This window comes from Sporocytophaga myxococcoides, from assembly GCF_000775915.1.
GTDB classification, from domain to species: domain Bacteria; phylum Bacteroidota; class Bacteroidia; order Cytophagales; family Cytophagaceae; genus Sporocytophaga; species Sporocytophaga myxococcoides_A.
In genome coordinates, this window is record NZ_BBLT01000006.1 from 186,027 (window position 1) to 205,414 (window position 19,388).

The following is a 19,388-nucleotide window of genomic DNA, read 5'->3' on the forward strand; positions in this document are numbered from 1 at the left end:
TTTTTACTATTATAAAACGAATTATTAAACTTAATTATATGATTATTTTGTATTTCTTTCTGGCACACTGGTACCTTTCTTTATTTGCTCAGACTTTCTTTCTTCACAGGTATGCAGCTCATCAAATGTTTACAATGAGCAGAACCTGGGAGAAAGTATTTTACGTGATGACCTTTATATTTCAGGGGTCATCTTATTTAAGTCCTTATGCATATGGTGTTATGCATAGATTACACCATGCCTATGCTGATACAGATAAAGATCCGCATTCTCCTTCTTATTCCAAAAATTTATTTGATATGATGTGGAAGACAAAAAATATTTATAATGATATTCTAAATCATAGAGCCAATATTGATGCAAAATTTACCAAAGGTGTACCATACTGGAGATTTATAGAAAAGATCGGTGATATCTGGGCTGTGAGGATAGGCTGGGGAGTGCTTTATACACTTGTTTATATGGAATTTGCCACTGCATGGTGGATGTATTTGTTGTTACCGATCCATTATTTAATGGGACCTGTACATGGAGCAATCATCAATTGGTTTGCACATAAATTCGGATATGTAAATTTCAAAGTATCTGATACAGCTAAGAATTTACTTCCATTCGATTTTCTTATGATGGGAGAGAGTTATCATAATAATCATCATAAACTTGGAGGAAGAGCAAACTTTGGAGTCAAATGGCATGAATTTGATCCAACTTATCCTGTTATCAAGCTCTTTAACTTGCTTGGAGTAATAAAGCTTAAACTGAATAACGACTTAAACTATATGTGATATGGTAACGGACCGATTAAAGGATATTACATCTGAGGAAGATGTAAAACGTATGGTAAATTCCTTTTATGAAAAGGTGAACAAAGATGAGTTGTTGTCTTATGTTTTCAATGACTTTTCAAAGGTTAACTGGGAGAAACACCTTCCTAAAATGTACCAGTTCTGGAATTATCTTTTATTAGGAATTCCAGAATATAAAGGACGTCCATTTCCAGTCCATACTCAGTTGCCCGTTGAATCCAAGCACTTCGATGTTTGGCTTCGACTATTTAAGGCCAATATAGATGAGCAGTTCTCAGGGCCAGTTGCGGACATGGCAAAAGTAAAAGGAGAGCAGATAGCTCTTACATTTCAATATAGAATGGGGCTTCTGGAGGACTAAGGGGACATCATTTTTTGAACTTTTAAAGCCAATCTATAAAAGGATTGGCTTTTGGTTTTTTATTCGGTTTTTATTTATTTTTTATTATTATAAATGATAAAATTCTCTTTGACGATAATTTCATATATAGTCAGTTTTCCTTGTTTTTAAAATGTAATTTTTTGCATAATTTCAATTCTGGAGATATTCAATTTTTTGAAATGCCTATATAACATCATTTTAACAGACAGTTATATATTTTATTTTTTTAAAAAAAATATTGTATCTCTCTAAACTTCAATTTCGTTAGAATTCAATAATATCATGAAATATTTACTTATACTTTTTGTTTTCTTTTATCCTCTTGTAAGTCAGACACAATCATTAAAAGTGCCAGAAGATGTTTATGGTCTGAAAAACCCGACACAGGATCAGGGAAAAGCATGTACCTCATGCATGCAGGTGCTTATGCAAAAACCTGCAGATGTACAATTTGGGTTTACGGTTCAGGATAATGATATCTATTTTGTTCTCACAGATTCAAGATGGCTGGAGTTACTCTTTAACAAATCACAAGATGGGATGGCGGTGGATATTGTGAGCAGAGATCTGTATTCGTGCAAACTTAAAGGCAACAGGGCTAATAAACATTGGGCCTATGATGGTTATTTAATGGAACCTGTATATTGGAAAGATTTTAAAAAGACTGCCCTGGTAGATGAGAAGGGATTTGTATTTGTGAAAGTTGGTACCATTCCGGACGAACTGGTAGGTAAAGAGTTAGAATACAATTTATTACTGATCAGTAATAAATATGTTTGTCATATCAATACCTTTTTCAGCGTTCCTTGGGACAGGTGGGGACTTCTTGAAATGGGCCTTTTCATGGATACTATTCCTTCCAAAGCATTAGCAGGAGCAAAGGAATTGACCTCTGAAAAATACCAGTTATTCAGCAAAAGTATGAAGGTCGAAGTACCTTTTGAAAAGAATAAATTTGAGTATGCACCTTCTGACATTAAGGCACTTACGGATTCTTTAAAACTTAATGATTATGAAATTAAGGATATTCAAATCAGAGCTTATTCATCTGTAGAAGGTCCTGAAAAAAGAAACATAGAACTGCAGGAAAAGAGAGCTGAAAGTATCATCAGGATTTTACAAGGTTATCAGACAGAAAAGATCAATAAAGATGTTCAGGCCTCTGAAAACTGGGTTGAATTTCTGGAGGATATTTCAGAATCAAAGTTTTCCCATTTAAAATTACTCAGTAAAATAGAAATAAAGCAGAAGCTTGAGGACAAACAGCTGACAGATCAGTTGGAGCCAATCTTAAAAGGGCATCGCAAAGCCATTTTAATGATTAATCTTGAGAAAAAAGTTAAAGTGGGTGATGATCCTGAAAAGTTAAAAGCCTCATTTGAAAAAGCTATAATTGATAAAAACATTGAAGAAGCCAGAGCCATTCAGGAAGTTATTTTCTCCAAAATAAGAAATAAATCATTGCCTCAGGACTATATGCAATCCATCAAGATACCGGAGACATATACTTATGGATCATTGTTGTTTGAATATGCAATATTTAATTATCAGGAAAATGAAACCGATCTTTATACAAGCATCAGACTTTTTGAAAAGCTTCAGTTGCTGATGCCAGGTAATAAAAATATTAAGTATAACCTTACTGCACTCAAAATTAGGTCATGGGTTTACAGTCAGGGTGGTATAGACCCGGAGGAATTGAGAGTGGAAATAATGGCATTGCAGAAGATGGGAATCGATCAAACCCTTATTAAAAGGATGCTCATCAATTATCACATCATCCGTAGTGAATATCAGATTTCACTGAAGAACTATGCAGAAAAAGATAAGTCTGTCAAATATATCCAGACGCAATATTCTACTTTAGTCGCCAATGAAAATGATGCCTTGAATCTTGCCAGGTATTTTTCAAGTTACAGTAAGCTGGATTGGGCTGAAAAGGTACTTTTAAAATACGTTAAAAAGGTAGATGTCAATGAAGATGTATTGTTTTATTATTTAAATCTAACAATTGTTGACAGTAAAAAAACTGCGTCGTCTGAATACCGCACAATCATGTTAAATGCAATCAATATTAATAAAGAAAGGTTCTGTAAAATTTTTAATTCATCTCCTAATGGCGGCATTACTTTTCAACTTTTAAAAGATCAATACCTGAAAAATATGTATTGTGAAGGATGTGAAAAGTGATCGGATCCTTTGCTTTTAATTATTATGCTAAAGACTGTACTACGCGACAATAATGTAGAGGTAAATTTAGAGCATTTCAAATGGTTAAATTGTCAATAAAACTTAAGTTGCTCATAGTAAGGATTCTTCGTTTCTTTAATTATAACAAGGCTATTTGTTTTTTTATATAAGATTCTTCCTTATTTTCAATTCCAACTTAAAATTATAAATTAAATTTACATTTGATTTTTTATAAAAAATAATAATAATAAAGGGGAATCTATGTTTAATAATTTTTTTTTATTTCTGCTTTGCCTTTTATTTTGGCAAAGCCTGTCTTCAGTTGCTCAAGAGAAAAAATTCATCATCAATTCAGCTGAAATCATCAAGGAGGGAGTTACTTTGTTTGATGAAGGTAAGTATAAAGAGGCAATTGAGAAGCTTAAAGAAGTGGATAGAAATGACAGCAATTACGTTTGGGCACTTGCGGAGCTTTCGCTTTCTTATATAGCTGATTCCCAGTTTGTACAAGGGATCAAAATAGCTGATGAGGGCTTATCATATAACTCCAAAAGTGAAAATCATTTTCTTAGAAGCAAAGGAGTAGCCCTGGATAAAATGGGTAAAACTGATGAAGCTATAAAGGTAGATGAGTATGCCTTAAAAAAATACCCCTGGGATTTCCTTACTCGATATAATTGTGCATTGGCATACGAAAAAAAGAACCTGCCCAAGTCAATGGCAATGTACAAAGATGTTATTCAGAATTACAATCCATTCCACCCATTAAGCCATTACAGATTATCTTCTATTGCTTCTGAAGAAGGTAAACTGGTTCCTTATATGCTGGCCAGTTATATGTATCTTATCCTTAAGCCCGGTGGATCAAATGCTCTTGATGTAATTACTAAAGTTGAGAAACTTGTAAAAGGAGAAATCAATCTCCCCGAAAATAAAGATAAAGCTAATTACAGTTTTGCAGACCTTGAAACTATTATAGAGTCTAAAGCAGCTTTGAGCAGTAAATACAAGCATAAAGTTAAACTCAATTATCCATTTGTTTCACAAACTCAGCTTTTCCTTGAAAAGCTTGAATATAAAGCTTCTGACACTTCAATTTGGATGCAGCAATATGTGCCTTTTTTTGTAGAACTGAATAAGAAAAACTATCTAGAACCTTTTGTTTATACAATGCTCTCTGGCTTAAATATACCAGATGTTCAAAACTGGCTGAAGAAAAATCAGACTAAGAAGGAGGAGTTTTTTTCATGGGCATCCAATTATTTATCTAAGGATATTACTAAGAAAAAAGTTAGTATAGATGGAAAAGGTCAAATGTTAAATGCCTGGTATTATGAAACCAGATTTATTCATTCGCTGGGAAATTATAAAGATGCTCAGAATACGATCAGAACAGGGCACTGGATATTTTATTATCCCAATACAGTTGTCAGTGCAGAAGGTAATTACGACAACAATGGCAAAAAAACAGGAGAGTGGAAATATTACTATGACAATGGTGACCTTAAAGAAGTCGAAAGTTATAATGCAGGAAAGTCTGATGGACCTTACAAATTCTACTATCCCAACGGAGCAATTAAATATAGCTGCACTATGGCGAATGGGAGTATTCAGGGAGAGCTTAAATACTTTAACAATGCTGAAGTACTTGAAACTTCTAACATCTTTAGAGAAGATAAATTAAATGGCTCATCTAAAAGTTTTTACAATAGTGGCAGTATCAAGAGTGAGGTTAATTTTATTAATGGATTAAAAGAGGGAAAAGCTAAGGACTTTAATAATATCGGAAGCCTGGTGAAGGAAGGGGAATATAAAAATGGCAAGTATAATGGTACCTATAAATCATACTATAACAATGGAAAAGTTGCTTCTGAAGGCCTTTTAAAAGATGATAAGGAGGAAGGAGTATGGAACCATTACTATGATAATGGAAAACAAGGTGAGGTTTCTAATTTTAAAGATGGTAAAAACATTGGTTCATGGAAAAAATATTCTGAAACAGGCCAGCTCCTTGAAGAATGTAATTATAATGAAAAAGGCAAGCTGAATGGTGAGCACAAAGTGTATGATACAGATAGCAAACTTCATTATATTCTTGATTACAAAGATGGCAAGTTAAAAGGTGTAAGATATTTTGATAAGTCCGGTAAGTTTATATCTGAAAATAAAGAAAAAGGTGGAGTTCTAAAGTTAAAGTCTCTCTTCCCTGATGGAATAAATCTCATGTCAGAAGGTACCTATAAAAATGGATTAAGAGAAGGTGTTTGGCAGTTTTATGAATTAACAGGTATAGCTACTTCTGAGGTAAATTATAAAGCCGGAGTTAAGCACGGATCTGCCAAAACTTTTTATATAAATGGCAAGAAAGAATCAGAATTTAATTATAAAGACGGATCACTTGACGGCTTTTATCAAGGCTTTTATTCCAACGGCAATACATCTATAGAAGGATATTATGTCAATGATAATAAAGAAGGTTACTGGTACAGATATTATCCAAATGGCAAGTTGAGCAATGTTAATTATTATATCAAAGGTGAAGAATATGGGGTTTATGAAGATTATTCCGCTGCTGGCTACAAGCGTCTTATAACTGTGCTAAAAGATGGTGTATTTGCGGAAGAAACATTGTTCGACTCTACTGGTAAAGCCTACTCTACATGTACCTTAAAATATGGAACAGGAGATTTTACCCATAAACATCTAAATAACAAACCATACGTAAAGGTTAAAATGCAGGGTGGATTATATCAGGGAGATTATCAGAAATTTTATCCTAATGGCAAACTCAAAGAGAAATACAATTACATAGACGGATTAAAGCATGGACCTTCCGAAGGTTTTACTGAAGAGGGAAAATCAGAATTTAAGGGTAATTATTTTCTGGGTAAAAGAACAGGGATCTGGAAGTTTTATTATTCAGATGGAAAGACCATAAGCTCGATTGGCAAATATACTGATGGAGCAAGAGACAGTCTCTGGGTATGGTTTAATGAAGATGGTACGAAAAACAGCGAATTTACTTACAAAGATAATAACCTTAACGGCCCAAACGTTTACTATGCTCCTGATGGAAAAGAAGTTATTTTATTAAGAAATTTTGAGAACGATGTTCTGGTTTCATACAACAATATGAAAAACGGTGCTAACAGTGACCTGATTCCCGTTGCCAATGAAACAGCCCAGATTACAGGGTATTACTCCAATGGTAACAAGGCTATGGAGTTTGCATTGGATAAAAGTATGAGAGAAGGTAAATTCATTGTATATTTTCCTTCCGGTAAAAAATGGTATGAAAAAAACTACAAAAGCGGAGATACTCAAGGACCTAGAATCGTATATTATCCCGACGGAAAGATTAAAGAAAAGGCAGATTATTTTGCAGATGAATTAAATGGTGTCCGGATTACCTATTATCCTAACGGAAACATTAAATGTTCTGAAAATTTCATACTTGGGGTTCTTCATGGAGTTTCCAGATTTTATGATGTCAATGGCAAATTGGTGAAAGAAAAAAAATACGTGGATGGTTGGACTTATTAAAAATAGAATAAATACATCATTAAGGAGGACGTTCCTTTTTTACCTGGTATTAATTAGTATTTCCGCAAAAATTTTTGCTCAGGATGTAAATTCGTTATCCAAACAGTATCCGGACGAACTGGCAATCTACCTGAATAAAAAGAAGTCAATCTTCCTGGATATTCATGCTGATACATTAACTATCAACACAGAAAACTTTTCTGAAATGATCTATCTGAAAGACAATGCAAATATCCTTTCAGAAAAGGAAATATACTATTCTGGCATGCTCAAGGTAAGTGAGGTAGAAGCTAAGTGTATGATTCCTAAAGGAGATGGAGGCATGAGGACTATAAAAGTTACTGAATTTATAGATGAGAATGTGCAGGAGAGAGGCATTTTTTTTAATGATTCAAAAGTTAAGAAATTTATTTACCCATCACTTCAAAGGGGAGCAAAATCATCACTTTTCTACAAAGAGTCTTATCTAGAACCTAGGCTTTTCGGTCCTTACTTTTTCAGTGCTGAGGCAATGTCTTTAAATTCTGAATTGTCTATTACTTATAATAACAAGATTGAAATTGGATATAAAGTATTAGGTATAGAGGAAACTGCACTTGAAAAAAGCGAGGTTAAAAAAGGCAGTAAAATTATTACAACTTGGAAAATGAAAAATGTTCCAAGACTAGAACGTGATGCAAATGCTCCAAATATCAGGTATTATGCACCTCAAATTATAGTTTACATCAAATCGTTGAAACTTAAAAACGGCACTGTTAATTACTCTTCCAACTACAAAGAACTGTACCAGTGGACCTATAATCTTGTAAAAGGGATTAATAAAGATTCGGAGAAAGAAATTAAAGGGCTTGTAGATTCTTTGCTTATTGGGGCAAAAACAGATCTTGAGAAATCTAAAAGGATTTTTTATTGGGTGCAAGACAATATCAGATACATTGCTTTTGAAGATGGCTATGGAGGATTTATACCAAGAGATGCTGAAAAAGTATATAGAAAGCGATATGGTGACTGCAAAGATATGGCAAATATAACCACATATATGCACAAGCTTGCCAGCATTCCGGCATATCTTACGCTTATTGGTTCAAGAGACATTCCTTATGCAGTCTCAGAAATTCCATCAAGCTGTAACTTTAATCATATGATAGCTACAGTTAAACTTGATGATAAATACTATTTTCTGGATGCCACTGGCAAATATCAGTTGCATGGGCAGCCAACTTCTATGATTCAGGATAAAGAAGGATTGATAGTAATGGGAAAAGATAGCTGTATGGTGCTTAAAGTACCATTAATGGAAAGAAATAAAAACAAAATTATAGATACTGTCCACGTGGATTTTGAAAAGAACAGTCTGAAAGGAAGAGGTAAGAGATATATGGAAGGATATCCAAAAATTACTTTTGCTCATGTATATGGAAACCTAGATCAGGAAGATAAAGTGGATTATTTCAATAGCTTTTTATCAAAAGGAAACAACAAGTGCAAAGTAACCAATCCTATTGTTAAAAATGCTTCTGAAAGGGAAAAACCAACTATTGTAAAGTTTGATTTTAAAGTTGAAGATTACTCTTTAAAATCAGGCAAAGAGGTATTTATTAATTTAAATCTGAATAAAGACCTTTCTTCTCTAAATTTTGAATCCTCAAACAGAAAGACAGACTTTGAAGAAGATTATAAATATGAAATGACGGAAGTCACTACCTTAAATATTCCAAAAGGATATAAAGTGAAATATATTCCTGATAACAAAAAAATTAATGAAAAGGATTTTGGTTTTGAGATTCAGTATGAATTAAAAAAAGATAAACTTGTCTATACCAAAAAAATATACATAGACTTTCTTATTCTTAAAAAGGATCAATTCCCTACATGGAATAAGATGATCAAAGAATTAAATAAAGCCTATAAGGAAAACATCTCTATCGTTGAAAATTAAACCATCAATATGAATAAGCTTTTTAAAAAAGTTATCTTTTTTGCTATTTTTTGTAATGTAATAACTCTGTTTGCACAAAAGCCCCAAACCGATAGTTATGATTGGGAGGAAAAAAGAGCAAGGTTTAAGGTAAGTGCTGAAGATCAGAAGGAGTCTTGTGTGATTTTTAAAAATCACGCCTCTGAAGAGATTGCCTATAATGAGAAGAATGAACCTTACATTTATTCTGTACACCACCTTATTGTTGCTGTTAATAATGAGTCTGGAATTGAGCAATACAATAAATTATCCATATCACTGGCTAATGTGATGGATATTATTGATATTAAAGTTAGGTCAATTAGCAAAGACGGGAAAATTGTCCTTACGGATAAAAGTCACATGAAGGAAATTGAAAATCTGGAGAACAAAGGGGCTTTCAAAGTTTTCGCAGTAGAAGGAGTTGAGGTGGGAAGTGAAATAGAATACATTTATAAGCTTAAAAAATATCCTGCTAACTCTGGAAGAAGATATATTCAGTTTTCAAACCCAAGCTACAATTACTCTTTTGAACTTATTGTTCCCGAGTTTTTAACCTATGATACTAAAGTTTATAATGGCAATGCACAGGTTAAAGATACTGTTATAGAAAATAAAAGACACATATCTCTGAAGGTGAATAAAACTAATGCACTACCTAAGGAAGAATATAGCGATTACTGGGCAAATGTAATGCGTCTTGAATATAAAATTGCCAACAATAAAAGTACAGGTAAAACAAAAATAGTAACCTTTGCCGAAGCAGCTAAAACTATTTATGCCAATACTCATGTTACAGATTCTAAAATCGATAAACAGGTAGACGGACTCTTAAAGAAAATAAAGCTTGATAAATCTGCTTCTGAAGAAGATAAAATCAGGTTTATAGAAAATCACATTAAGGGTAATTTTATTGTAAATCAAAATGGTGGTAGTGAAAGTTCTCAGATTAATTTCATATTAAAAAATAAATTTGGTTCCAAATTCGGAATGACCAGGTTGTTTATTAAACTTTTTGAAAGAGCTGAAGTCAGCCACAGACTGGCACTTTCTAATGATAAGACCAGTGAGAGATTTGACCCCAAGTTTGAATCTTGGGATTATCTTGATGAGCAACTGATCTATTTTGACAAACTCGACAAATACATGTCACCTGTACAGTTTGAGTTCCGTTATCCAATGATACCTTCCTATTTTCTGGGTAATTATGCAATGGTAATCAAGCCTGTTACAGTTGGTGATTATACCACTGGACTAAGTGAAATCAAGTTGATACCTTCTGTTGATTATAAGTTGAATCATGATAATCTCAATATCAATTTGTCCGTTGATCTGGAAAATGACAACTCAACAATCTCAATAGAGAGAAGTCTGAAAGGATATAAAGCTATGTTTATACAGCCATATTACGATTTGATTCCTGAAGTTAAACGTAAAGAATTGTTTGATGAGATTTTAAAAAGCCAGGCTAAAGACGGACATGTTAGCAATGTTACAGTCAAAAATGTAGACAAAAATATTTCTCCATTTGTTCAGCCAATGCTTATTTCTGGTACTCTAAAAAGCGATGAACTGATTGAAAAAGCAGGTGGTAAATACTTGCTTAAAATAGGAGAAATTATTGGGCCACAGAATGAATTATATCAGGATAAGAAAAGGAATACAGAGATCTCTCTTGATTATCCAAATGAATATGTAAGAAAGATTAAGTTCGAAATTCCTCAGGGTTATAAGATTCCAAACCTGAAAGACCTTAATAAAAACATTGTTTTCAAAGACGGAACCGAAAACTCCATGGGCTTTACCTCTTCATATAAACTGGAAGGCAGAATAGTAACAATTGATGTGGAAGAGTATTACAAGAAGCTTAACTATCCGGTTGAGATATTTGAGCAATTCCGGAAAGTAATTAATGCAGCAGCTGATTTTAACAAGATTACGCTTGTTCTTGAAAAGGAATAAGGTATAAACTTAATAAAAACCACAAGTGCTTATCTTATAATCGGATGTACTTTATTTATAAAATTATTTATTGATAATAATTAGTATAAAGACTTTCCTATGTAATTTTTTGATAGACAGATGTCATCCTGGAAGTCAACATAATCATAGGATCAAAACATATACAAATAAGTAATAATTGTTAGGAAATTGTTCTTAAATTTTCAAAAAATATTGATTTGTTCCGTTTTTTGTTAAATTAGCGATATGAAGATTTTTGTCTATCTATTAAGTGTCTATGTTATGGTATTATCATTAATGCCATGCCTGGATTCTTTTACCTGTGAAGGCGGAAAAGCTTCTGTTACGATTTCCGGCAATCATGATCATAGCAAAGATGAAGGTGATTTGTGCAGCCCATTTTGTATATGCTCATGCTGTGGCGTTTCGTTTTTAGGAATCAATATTCCGGTATTTTTTAATAATCAGAGTTTAAAAGTTATGGAGCCACTAGGCAATGTTCCTTATTACTCTGTATTTAATTCTTATTACTATCACTCATTCTGGCAGCCGCCAAAGCTTTCCTGACTACAATTATTGAGGGTAATTGAACTGCTTGTTCTTTGATAGAGGGAAGCATATATCCAATCATTTATCTGAAAACTAATTAAAACCGAGAAGAGAAAAGTACCTGCGAACTTCCTGGGTGGTTAATTCCTGATAGCGAGAGGTCTATTTGACTTTATTGGCTAAAGCAGGAATATCTGATCCATCAGAGAGAAAGCACTATTAAAAATCAGAATCTAGTTATGTTAGATAATATAATACATTTTTCGATAAAGCATAAGCTTATTATCGGGATGTTTACTATTGCACTTATTATATGGGGATGTTGGTCTGCAACACGCCTCCCGATTGATGCGGTACCTGATATCACTAATAATCAGGTACAGGTTATCACTATCAGTCCATCCTTGGCAGCTCAGGAAGTTGAAAGGCTAATCAGCTTTCCGGTGGAGATCAGCATGGCAAATATTCCCGGAATCATAGAAATCCGCTCAATGTCAAGATTTGGTCTTTCTGTAGTCACAATAGTTTTTACAGATGATACAGATATATATTGGGCAAGACAACAGGTGTCAGAACGCTTAAAAGCTGCTATAGAGCAAATTCCAAAAGGAGTAGGGACCCCGGATTTAGGGCCTGTTACTACTGGATTAGGCGAAATCTACCAGTATGTACTTCATCCACAAAGGGGTTTTGAAAATAAGTATTCAGCTATGGAACTCCGAACTATTCAGGACTGGATTGTTCGCAGGCAAATGCTGGGGACGAAAGGAGTTGCTGACATAAGCAGTTTTGGTGGCTACCTTAAACAATATGAAGTAGCAATTGATCCTGAAAAACTTCGCAGCATGAACATTACCATCGGAGAGGTTTTTGCTGCTCTGGAAACGAATAATAGGAATGCCGGAGGAGCCTATATTGACAAACTTCCTAATGCCTATTTCATAAGAACTGAAGGACTTGCCGGAGGCTTAGAGGATATTAAAAAAATAGTTGTGAGGAATACAACTAATGGAACACCCGTACTGATAAGGGATGTTGGTACTGTTCAGCTGGGGCACGCAATCCGTTATGGTGCTTTGACCCGCAATGCAGAAGGGGAAGTCGTCGGTGGCATTGTGATGATGCTAAAAGGAGAGAATTCAAATGAAGTTATTGGCAATGTAAAGGAGCGAATGGAGCAAATCAGAAAGTCCTTGCCCGAAGGTATAGAAATAGAAGCATTTCTCGACAGGACAAAACTTGTAGACAATGCTATCCATACTGTTTCTAAAAATCTGATTGAAGGTGCTCTGATTGTTATTTTTGTCCTTGTATTGATGCTAGGTAATTTCAGAGCAGGCCTTGTGGTCGCTTCTGTAATCCCGCTAGCCATGTTGTTTGCTATTTCTATGATGAATCTTTTTGGTGTATCAGGAAATCTGATGTCTCTCGGTGCAATAGACTTCGGACTGATTGTGGACGGGGCAGTAATTATCGTAGAAGCGACTTTACATCACATAACAGGCAGAGGTCATACACATAGGTTAACTCAGGAGGAAATGGATTCAGATGTTTATGATGCAGCTTCCAAAATCAGAAGTTCTGCAGCGTTCGGAGAAATCATTATCCTGATCGTTTATCTGCCCATACTTGCTCTTGTTGGTGTTGAAGGAAAAATGTTCAAACCTATGGCTCAGACGGTATCCTTTGCCATTCTGGGAGCTTTTATCCTTTCACTTACATATGTACCAATGATGTCTGCTCTTTGTTTAAGCAAATCCCCTGAGCATAAGAAAAATATCTCTGACAGAATTATGGATTTTTTTCAAAGGGTATATTTTCCCATGCGTGAGTTCGCTTTAAGAAAGAAAGCCATAGTTATCCTGTCATCATTTTTCTTGTTTGGAGGAAGTTTGTTGCTGTTTATAAACATGGGAGGAGAGTTTATTCCTTCTCTTGATGAAGGAGACTTTGCCGTAGAAACCAGAGTATTAATGGGGAGTTCCATGCAGGAAACTATAAATGCCTCATTAAAAGCAGGGGAGGTTCTGAAAAAGCATTTTCCGGAAGTGAAAGAAGTCATAGGTAAAATAGGATCAAGCGAAATACCAACTGACCCAATGCCTATTGAGGCATGTGACCTTATGGTCATTTTGAAAGACAGAGATGAATGGACAAGCGCATCAACAAAAGATGAATTGGCTAACAAAATGCAGGAGATCCTTGAAGATGAAATTCCCGGAGTAAGTTTTGGCTTTCAGCAGCCCATTCAGATGCGTTTTAATGAACTGATGACTGGAGCGAGACAAGATGTTGCAATCAAAATTTATGGGGAAGATCTGGACATTCTTACCGAGCAGGCAAATAAGCTTGGAAAAATTGTTGCTCCTATAGAAGGAGCAAAGGATTTATATGTCGAAAAAGTAACCGGACTACCGCAGATCGTTGTGTCTTTTGACAGAGATAAAATTGCTCAGTTTGGTTTAAACATCGATGAAATGAACAGGATTGTAAAAACTGCTTTTGCAGGAGAATCGACAGGTCTGGTTTATGAAGGAGAAAGGAGGTTTGACATGGTTGTAAGGCTTGATAAAGTGGACAGGAAAAATATTGATGATGTAAGACAAATTTATGTTACTACTCCCAAAGGAGCTCAGATACCTTTGTCACAAGTAGCCAATATAGAATTCAAAGTAGGGCCGAATCAGATTCAGAGAGATGATACCAAAAGGAGAATCATTGTTGCTTTTAATGTCCGAGGACGTGATGTAGAAAGCATTGTAGAAGAGATTAAGGCAAAGGTTGAAAAGCAAATGAAACTTCCTCCGGGTTATTTCATTACATATGGAGGACAGTTTAAAAACCTGGTTGAAGCCAAAGAAAGACTGAGTATAGCAGTTCCAATAGCTTTGGGACTTATCTTTATTTTGCTTTATTTTACCTTTGATTCTGCAAAACAAAGTGTACTGATTTTTACTGCAATTCCACTATCGGCCATTGGAGGAGTCTTAGCTCTTTATCTGCGAGATATGCCCTTTAGCATATCTGCAGGAGTAGGCTTTATAGCGCTTTTCGGAGTAGCTGTACTTAATGGAATAGTTCTGATAGGTGAATTTAACAGGTTGAAAAGTAGTGGTATGAAAGATCTCCATGAGATCGTGCGAAAAGGAACCGAAATTCGATTACGCCCCGTATTAATGACAGCTCTGGTTGCTTCTCTTGGTTTTCTTCCTATGGCGCTCTCACATGGTTCCGGTGCCGAGGTACAGAAGCCTCTTGCCACTGTTGTAATTGGTGGCTTAATATCTGCGACTCTGCTTACTTTACTTGTTTTGCCAATACTCTACATCTTTTCAGAGAAAGGATTCAGAAAAATTCCACCTGTTGCCATGGTTTTACTGGTTCCGGGCTTCATGTTTTTATCTGCACAAAAAGCTGAGGCACAGACAGCACCTAAGGCCATTACACTGGAGCAGGCTTTGCAACTGGCCCATGAACAAAATAATTTCATTAAGTCAGCTGAGTATGAAATAGCCTATAACAAAGCACTGAAAGGAACAGCAACAGAGATCAGCAAGACAAATGCGACAGTAATGTATGGTCAGTACAATAGCTTTTATAATGACAATAATGTAACCTTATCACAGGATATACCTTTTCCTTTAGTTATGCATCGTCAGGCCGAATATTATAAGGCTACAACGAAAAGTGCGGAGTACAATCTGGCTGTTACACGTAATGACCTGGACTATAAGATTAAAGTTGCTTATTATAATCTGAGATTTGCCAAATCCAGAATGCAATTGCAGTTTAAGCTCGATACGCTTTATGCCAACTTTCTGAATGCAGCAGATCTGCGTTTAAGAACAGGAGAAACCAATACCCTTGAAAAAGCTACAGCACAGAGTCAATTTTATGAAAACCGCACTTATCTCACTCAGGTAAATGCGGATATTAAAATTTATGAAACCCAGCTCCAGACTTTATTGAATATGGGAGAACCTGTTACTTCATTTGAAACCTCATTGGATAAACGGGTACTTGATTTGAAGGAAGATACGGGAGCTGTTGCTTCAAATCCAACTTTAAATTATTTCCGGCAACAAGTGGAAGTGGCTAATGCCAATAAGGTGCTTCAGAAGGCAAGATTGCTTCCTGATCTTAATATTGGATATTTTTCCCAAACTCTTTATGGGGCGCAAGATTATCGCAATATGTCTGATGTTGCCGGGAAAGGACAACGATTTCAAGGTGTAATGGTTGGAGTTTCTGTTCCGTTATGGATTAAACCACAAATATCCAGAATAAAGGCAACCGAAGCTTCTGTGAATGCTGCGGAGGCTAGTTCTAAAGCCTATGAAAGGAATCTGCTTGGTGAATATGAAAATGCATATCAGTCGTATGAAAAATTCAAAACCAGCCTTGAGTATTATGAAGTCAATGTTTTACCTACAGCTCAGGTTCTGGAAAGTAATGCATGGAAGAATTATCGTTCAGGGAATATCGGATACCTTGAGTTTTCTCAAGGTATAGCGAGAGCAATTGCTATTGAACAAGGATACCTTAATATTTTAAATCAGTTTAATCAAGCCATCATATTCATTGAATACCTGATTGGTAATAAATAAATAATAAGAATCATGAAAAAGATATTATATATGATCACTCTTGCATCCATTATTTTTATGTCTGGATGTAAGTCTGATCCGGAGAACAAAAATGAAGAGCATCATGAAGAAGAAAACTCTGTAGAACTTACCGCCAATCAGTATAAAAATGCCGGTATTGCTTTTGGTAAAGTTGAAATGAAAAATATCAGTTCCACTTTACCTGTAAATGGCTTACTGGATGTACCTCCTCAGAATTTGATCACTGTTGCAGCTATGATGGGTGGATTTGTTAAAACAACAAGTCTTCTCCAGGGCATGAAGGTTAAAAAAGGTGAGGTTTTAGTTACTATTCAAAATCCTGATTTTATTCAGATACAACAGGACTATCTGAACAATAAAAGTAAGCTGCTCTTTGCAGAACAGGAATATAAGAGACAGGAAGAACTGGCAAAGGATAATGTAGCTTCTCAAAAGACTTTGCAGCAGGCTGCCTCTGAATACCAAAGTCTTAAAGCCATGCATAAAGGATTGCTGGAGAAATTATTGATTCTGGGTATCAATCCTTCTAATGTAGAAAACGGAACAATCAAAAGCATAGTTTCTATTGTGTCTCCAATCAGTGGTTATGTTACAGCTGTAAATATTAATATCGGTAAATATGTCAATCCTCAGGATCTGATTTGTGAAATAGTTGATACTGAACATTTGCATGCAGAGCTTACCGTTTTTGAGAAAGATATTTATAAAGTTAAAAAAGGTCAGAAAATTAAATTCCAGCTTGTAAATGAAGAGAAAAAAATAAGAACAGCAACGGTTTATCTTATAAATAGAAAAATCAGTGAAGACAGGACTGTGAGAGTACATGCACACCTTGACAAAGAAGACAGTAATCTTTTACCCAATACCTATCTGAAAGCATCTATTGAGGTTACAGATAACCTAACTACTGCATTAACAGATGAGGCTATAGTAGATTCCGGTGATAAACACTATATATTCATTAAAGATGATAAACATGATCATAAACATAATAAAGGGACAGCTGAGGGATTTTTATTTACGGCAGTGGAAGTGAAAAAAGGGGTATCTCAGAATGGGTATTCAGAAGTTTTTTTGCCAGATGGTTTTGACACCGAGCATGCTGAGGTTGTAGTTAAAGGAGCCTATGCGTTAATTTCAAAAATGAATAATTCAGAAGAAGGAGGTCATGCACACTAAAAGTAAGCAACAGCTTGAAAAAGGAACACTCCGGATTAACAATAGATGAAAATCTATTCTGTATTATAAATTAAATAATTAATAGACTAATGAAACAATAACATGGAAATATTTTTAAGCATATTCTTTATATTTTATATGTTGACTGCTTTTGTATGGCCAACATACAGGACGTATAAAAGCACGGGGATAAATCCTCTTACATTTGGCAATTCTGATAATGCACATGATTTCGTAGGAAAATGGTTTAAGATTATTATCATGTTCATTCCGGTTAATATTATTTTATTCTGGCTTGGCAAAGACAGGTATTCTTTTACTCTGCCTGCCTGGTATCTCGACTATCAATGGGCTCGAATAATTGGTGTTAGCTTATGCATCATTTCATTGACCTGGACTTCTATAGCTCAATATCAGATGGGAATGAGCTGGCGAATAGGAATTGATGAGAAAAATAAAACCACACTTGTAAAGAAAGGATTATTTAGTGTATCAAGAAATCCGATATTTCTTGGTATGTTTTTTACCTTGTCAGGGGTTTTCTTTTGCTTGCCCAACGCCTTAAGTCTGTTAACTTTAACTTGTGGGTTTCTTTTGATGCAGGTTCAAATTCGTCTGGAAGAAGAATTTCTAGTGAAACAATATCGAGAAGGGTATGTCGACTATCAGAAACATACCAGACGCTGGTTGTAAATGGGATTAATGTTTTGCATATAGGATGACATTCCTGAATTTGGGAATGTCATTTTTTTTTAAAACTTAACCAAATGAAATTTGTACACTATCCGAAGATTTACAACCTGTTAAGCTCTTTAAGGTCATTGAAATTTAATATAAAACCAAACTCATTAGGTCAGGAAAGTTACACCTTCTGAAAGGGGAATTTGCCTTTATATTAAGTATTTTCCTTATATTTCGGAGTTAGGACGTTTAACAGGATAAACAAATATGATAATTGAACCCAGAATGAGAGGATTTATTTGTTTGACCGCTCATCCAAAAGGATGTGAGGCAAATGTAATAAATCAAATTCAGTACACTCAACCTAAAGGACAAATTAAAGGACCTAAAAATGTGCTTGTGATCGGTGCTTCTACAGGCTTTGGACTTGCTTCTAGAATTGTAAGTGCTTTTGGCGCAGGAGCTTCCACAATAGGTGTTTTCTTTGAAAAGGCACCAGCAGAAGGCAAAACAGCTTCGCCAGGATGGTATAACAGCGCTGCTTTTCAGAAAGAAGCCAAAAAAGCTGGCCTTTATGCAAAAAGTATTAATGGTGACGCTTTTTCTGATGATATCAAAAACAAAACAATTGACCTTATAAAAAAGGATTTAGGTAAAATTGACTTGGTCATTTACAGTCTGGCCTCACCGGTGAGAACCAACCCCAAAACAGGCGTAACCCACCGTTCAGTCCTAAAACCTATCGGTCAGAACTATACCAATAAAACGGTAGACTTCCATACTGGCGTGGTATCCAGCATTTCCATCAATCCTTCAACTGAAGAGGATATTGAAAATACTGTTGCTGTAATGGGTGGGGAAGACTGGCAAATGTGGATCGATGCCCTTTTAAATGCAGGTGTTCTTGCAGACAATGCATTAACATTGGCATACTCATACATTGGACCTGCATTGACCGAACCGGTTTATCGTAAAGGAACAATCGGAAGAGCCAAAGATCACCTGGAAGAAACAGCTTTCAAAATAACTGATACTTTAAAAAAGTTAAACGGAAAAGCATATGTTTCGGTGAATAAAGCACTGGTAACTCAGGCAAGCTCTGCAATTCCTGTAATCCCACTTTACATCTCGCTTTTGTATAAAACGATGAAAGAAAAAGGGATTCATGAAGGATGTATTGAGCAGATAGATCGCCTTTTCAGAGAGCGCTTATACACTGGCCAGGAGGTACCTACTGATGAAAAAGGCAGAATAAGAATAGATGACTGGGAAATGAGAGCAGATGTTCAGGATAAAGTGGCTGAACTATGGGAGCAGGCTACCAGCGAAACATTGCCAGCAATTGGTGACTTACAAGGATACAAATCAGATTTTCTGAAGCTGTTTGGTTTCAATTTTTCCAACGTCAATTATCTTGAGGATGTAAATGAAAATTTACAGATAGAAGAGTTGCAATAATTCATTGAAGTTGGAATTGAATAAAAAAGCCTTCAGTTGTTACAATTGAAGGC

The 19,388-nt window shown here is 35.1% G+C and carries 11 protein-coding genes; all 11 read left to right on the forward strand.

What is annotated here, in order from left to right; translation table 11 throughout:
* Window positions 1-38 precede the first annotated feature (38 nt).
* A complete protein-coding gene (locus tag MYP_RS15220; protein WP_045465514.1) occupies window positions 39-785 on the forward strand; it encodes an acyl-CoA desaturase in 747 nt (248 codons plus the stop codon).
* Window position 786: 1 nt separating this feature from the next.
* Window positions 787-1,167 carry a group III truncated hemoglobin gene (locus tag MYP_RS15225; RefSeq protein ID WP_045464998.1) on the forward strand — a complete coding sequence of 127 codons (381 nt, stop codon included), beginning with the start codon at window positions 787-789 and terminating at the stop codon, window positions 1,165-1,167.
* A gap of 303 nt (window positions 1,168-1,470) precedes the next feature.
* Window positions 1,471-3,378, forward strand: coding sequence for a hypothetical protein (locus tag MYP_RS15230; protein ID WP_045465000.1), 1,908 nt, complete (start codon window positions 1,471-1,473; stop codon window positions 3,376-3,378).
* Window positions 3,379-3,639: 261 nt separating this feature from the next.
* Entirely contained in the window at window positions 3,640-6,921 is a 3,282-nt protein-coding gene (locus MYP_RS15235) for a toxin-antitoxin system YwqK family antitoxin (protein ID WP_045465002.1), read from the forward strand.
* On the forward strand, window positions 6,905-8,860 hold the full coding sequence (locus MYP_RS15240; protein WP_045465004.1) for a transglutaminase-like domain-containing protein: 1,956 nt from the start codon (window positions 6,905-6,907) through the stop codon (window positions 8,858-8,860). The genes MYP_RS15235 and MYP_RS15240 overlap by 17 nt, the downstream gene beginning before the upstream one ends.
* Window positions 8,861-8,869: 9 nt before the next feature.
* Entirely contained in the window at window positions 8,870-10,840 is a 1,971-nt protein-coding gene (locus tag MYP_RS15245; RefSeq protein ID WP_045465006.1) for a DUF3857 domain-containing protein, read from the forward strand.
* A gap of 246 nt (window positions 10,841-11,086) precedes the next feature.
* A complete protein-coding gene (locus tag MYP_RS15250; RefSeq protein WP_156140656.1) occupies window positions 11,087-11,407 on the forward strand; it encodes a DUF6660 family protein in 321 nt (106 codons plus the stop codon).
* A gap of 221 nt (window positions 11,408-11,628) precedes the next feature.
* Window positions 11,629-15,996, forward strand: coding sequence for a CusA/CzcA family heavy metal efflux RND transporter (locus tag MYP_RS15255; RefSeq protein WP_045465007.1), 4,368 nt, complete (start codon window positions 11,629-11,631; stop codon window positions 15,994-15,996).
* A gap of 12 nt (window positions 15,997-16,008) precedes the next feature.
* On the forward strand, window positions 16,009-17,196 hold the full coding sequence (locus MYP_RS15260; protein WP_045465008.1) for an efflux RND transporter periplasmic adaptor subunit: 1,188 nt from the start codon (window positions 16,009-16,011) through the stop codon (window positions 17,194-17,196).
* Between the two features lie 102 nt (window positions 17,197-17,298).
* Window positions 17,299-17,889 carry a methyltransferase family protein gene (locus tag MYP_RS15265; RefSeq protein WP_045465009.1) on the forward strand — a complete coding sequence of 197 codons (591 nt, stop codon included), beginning with the start codon at window positions 17,299-17,301 and terminating at the stop codon, window positions 17,887-17,889.
* A 255-nt stretch (window positions 17,890-18,144) separates the two neighbouring features.
* Window positions 18,145-19,335, forward strand: a complete 1,191-nt coding sequence (fabV, locus tag MYP_RS15270; protein ID WP_045465011.1) for an enoyl-ACP reductase FabV — start codon at window positions 18,145-18,147, stop codon at window positions 19,333-19,335.
* Window positions 19,336-19,388 lie beyond the last annotated feature (53 nt).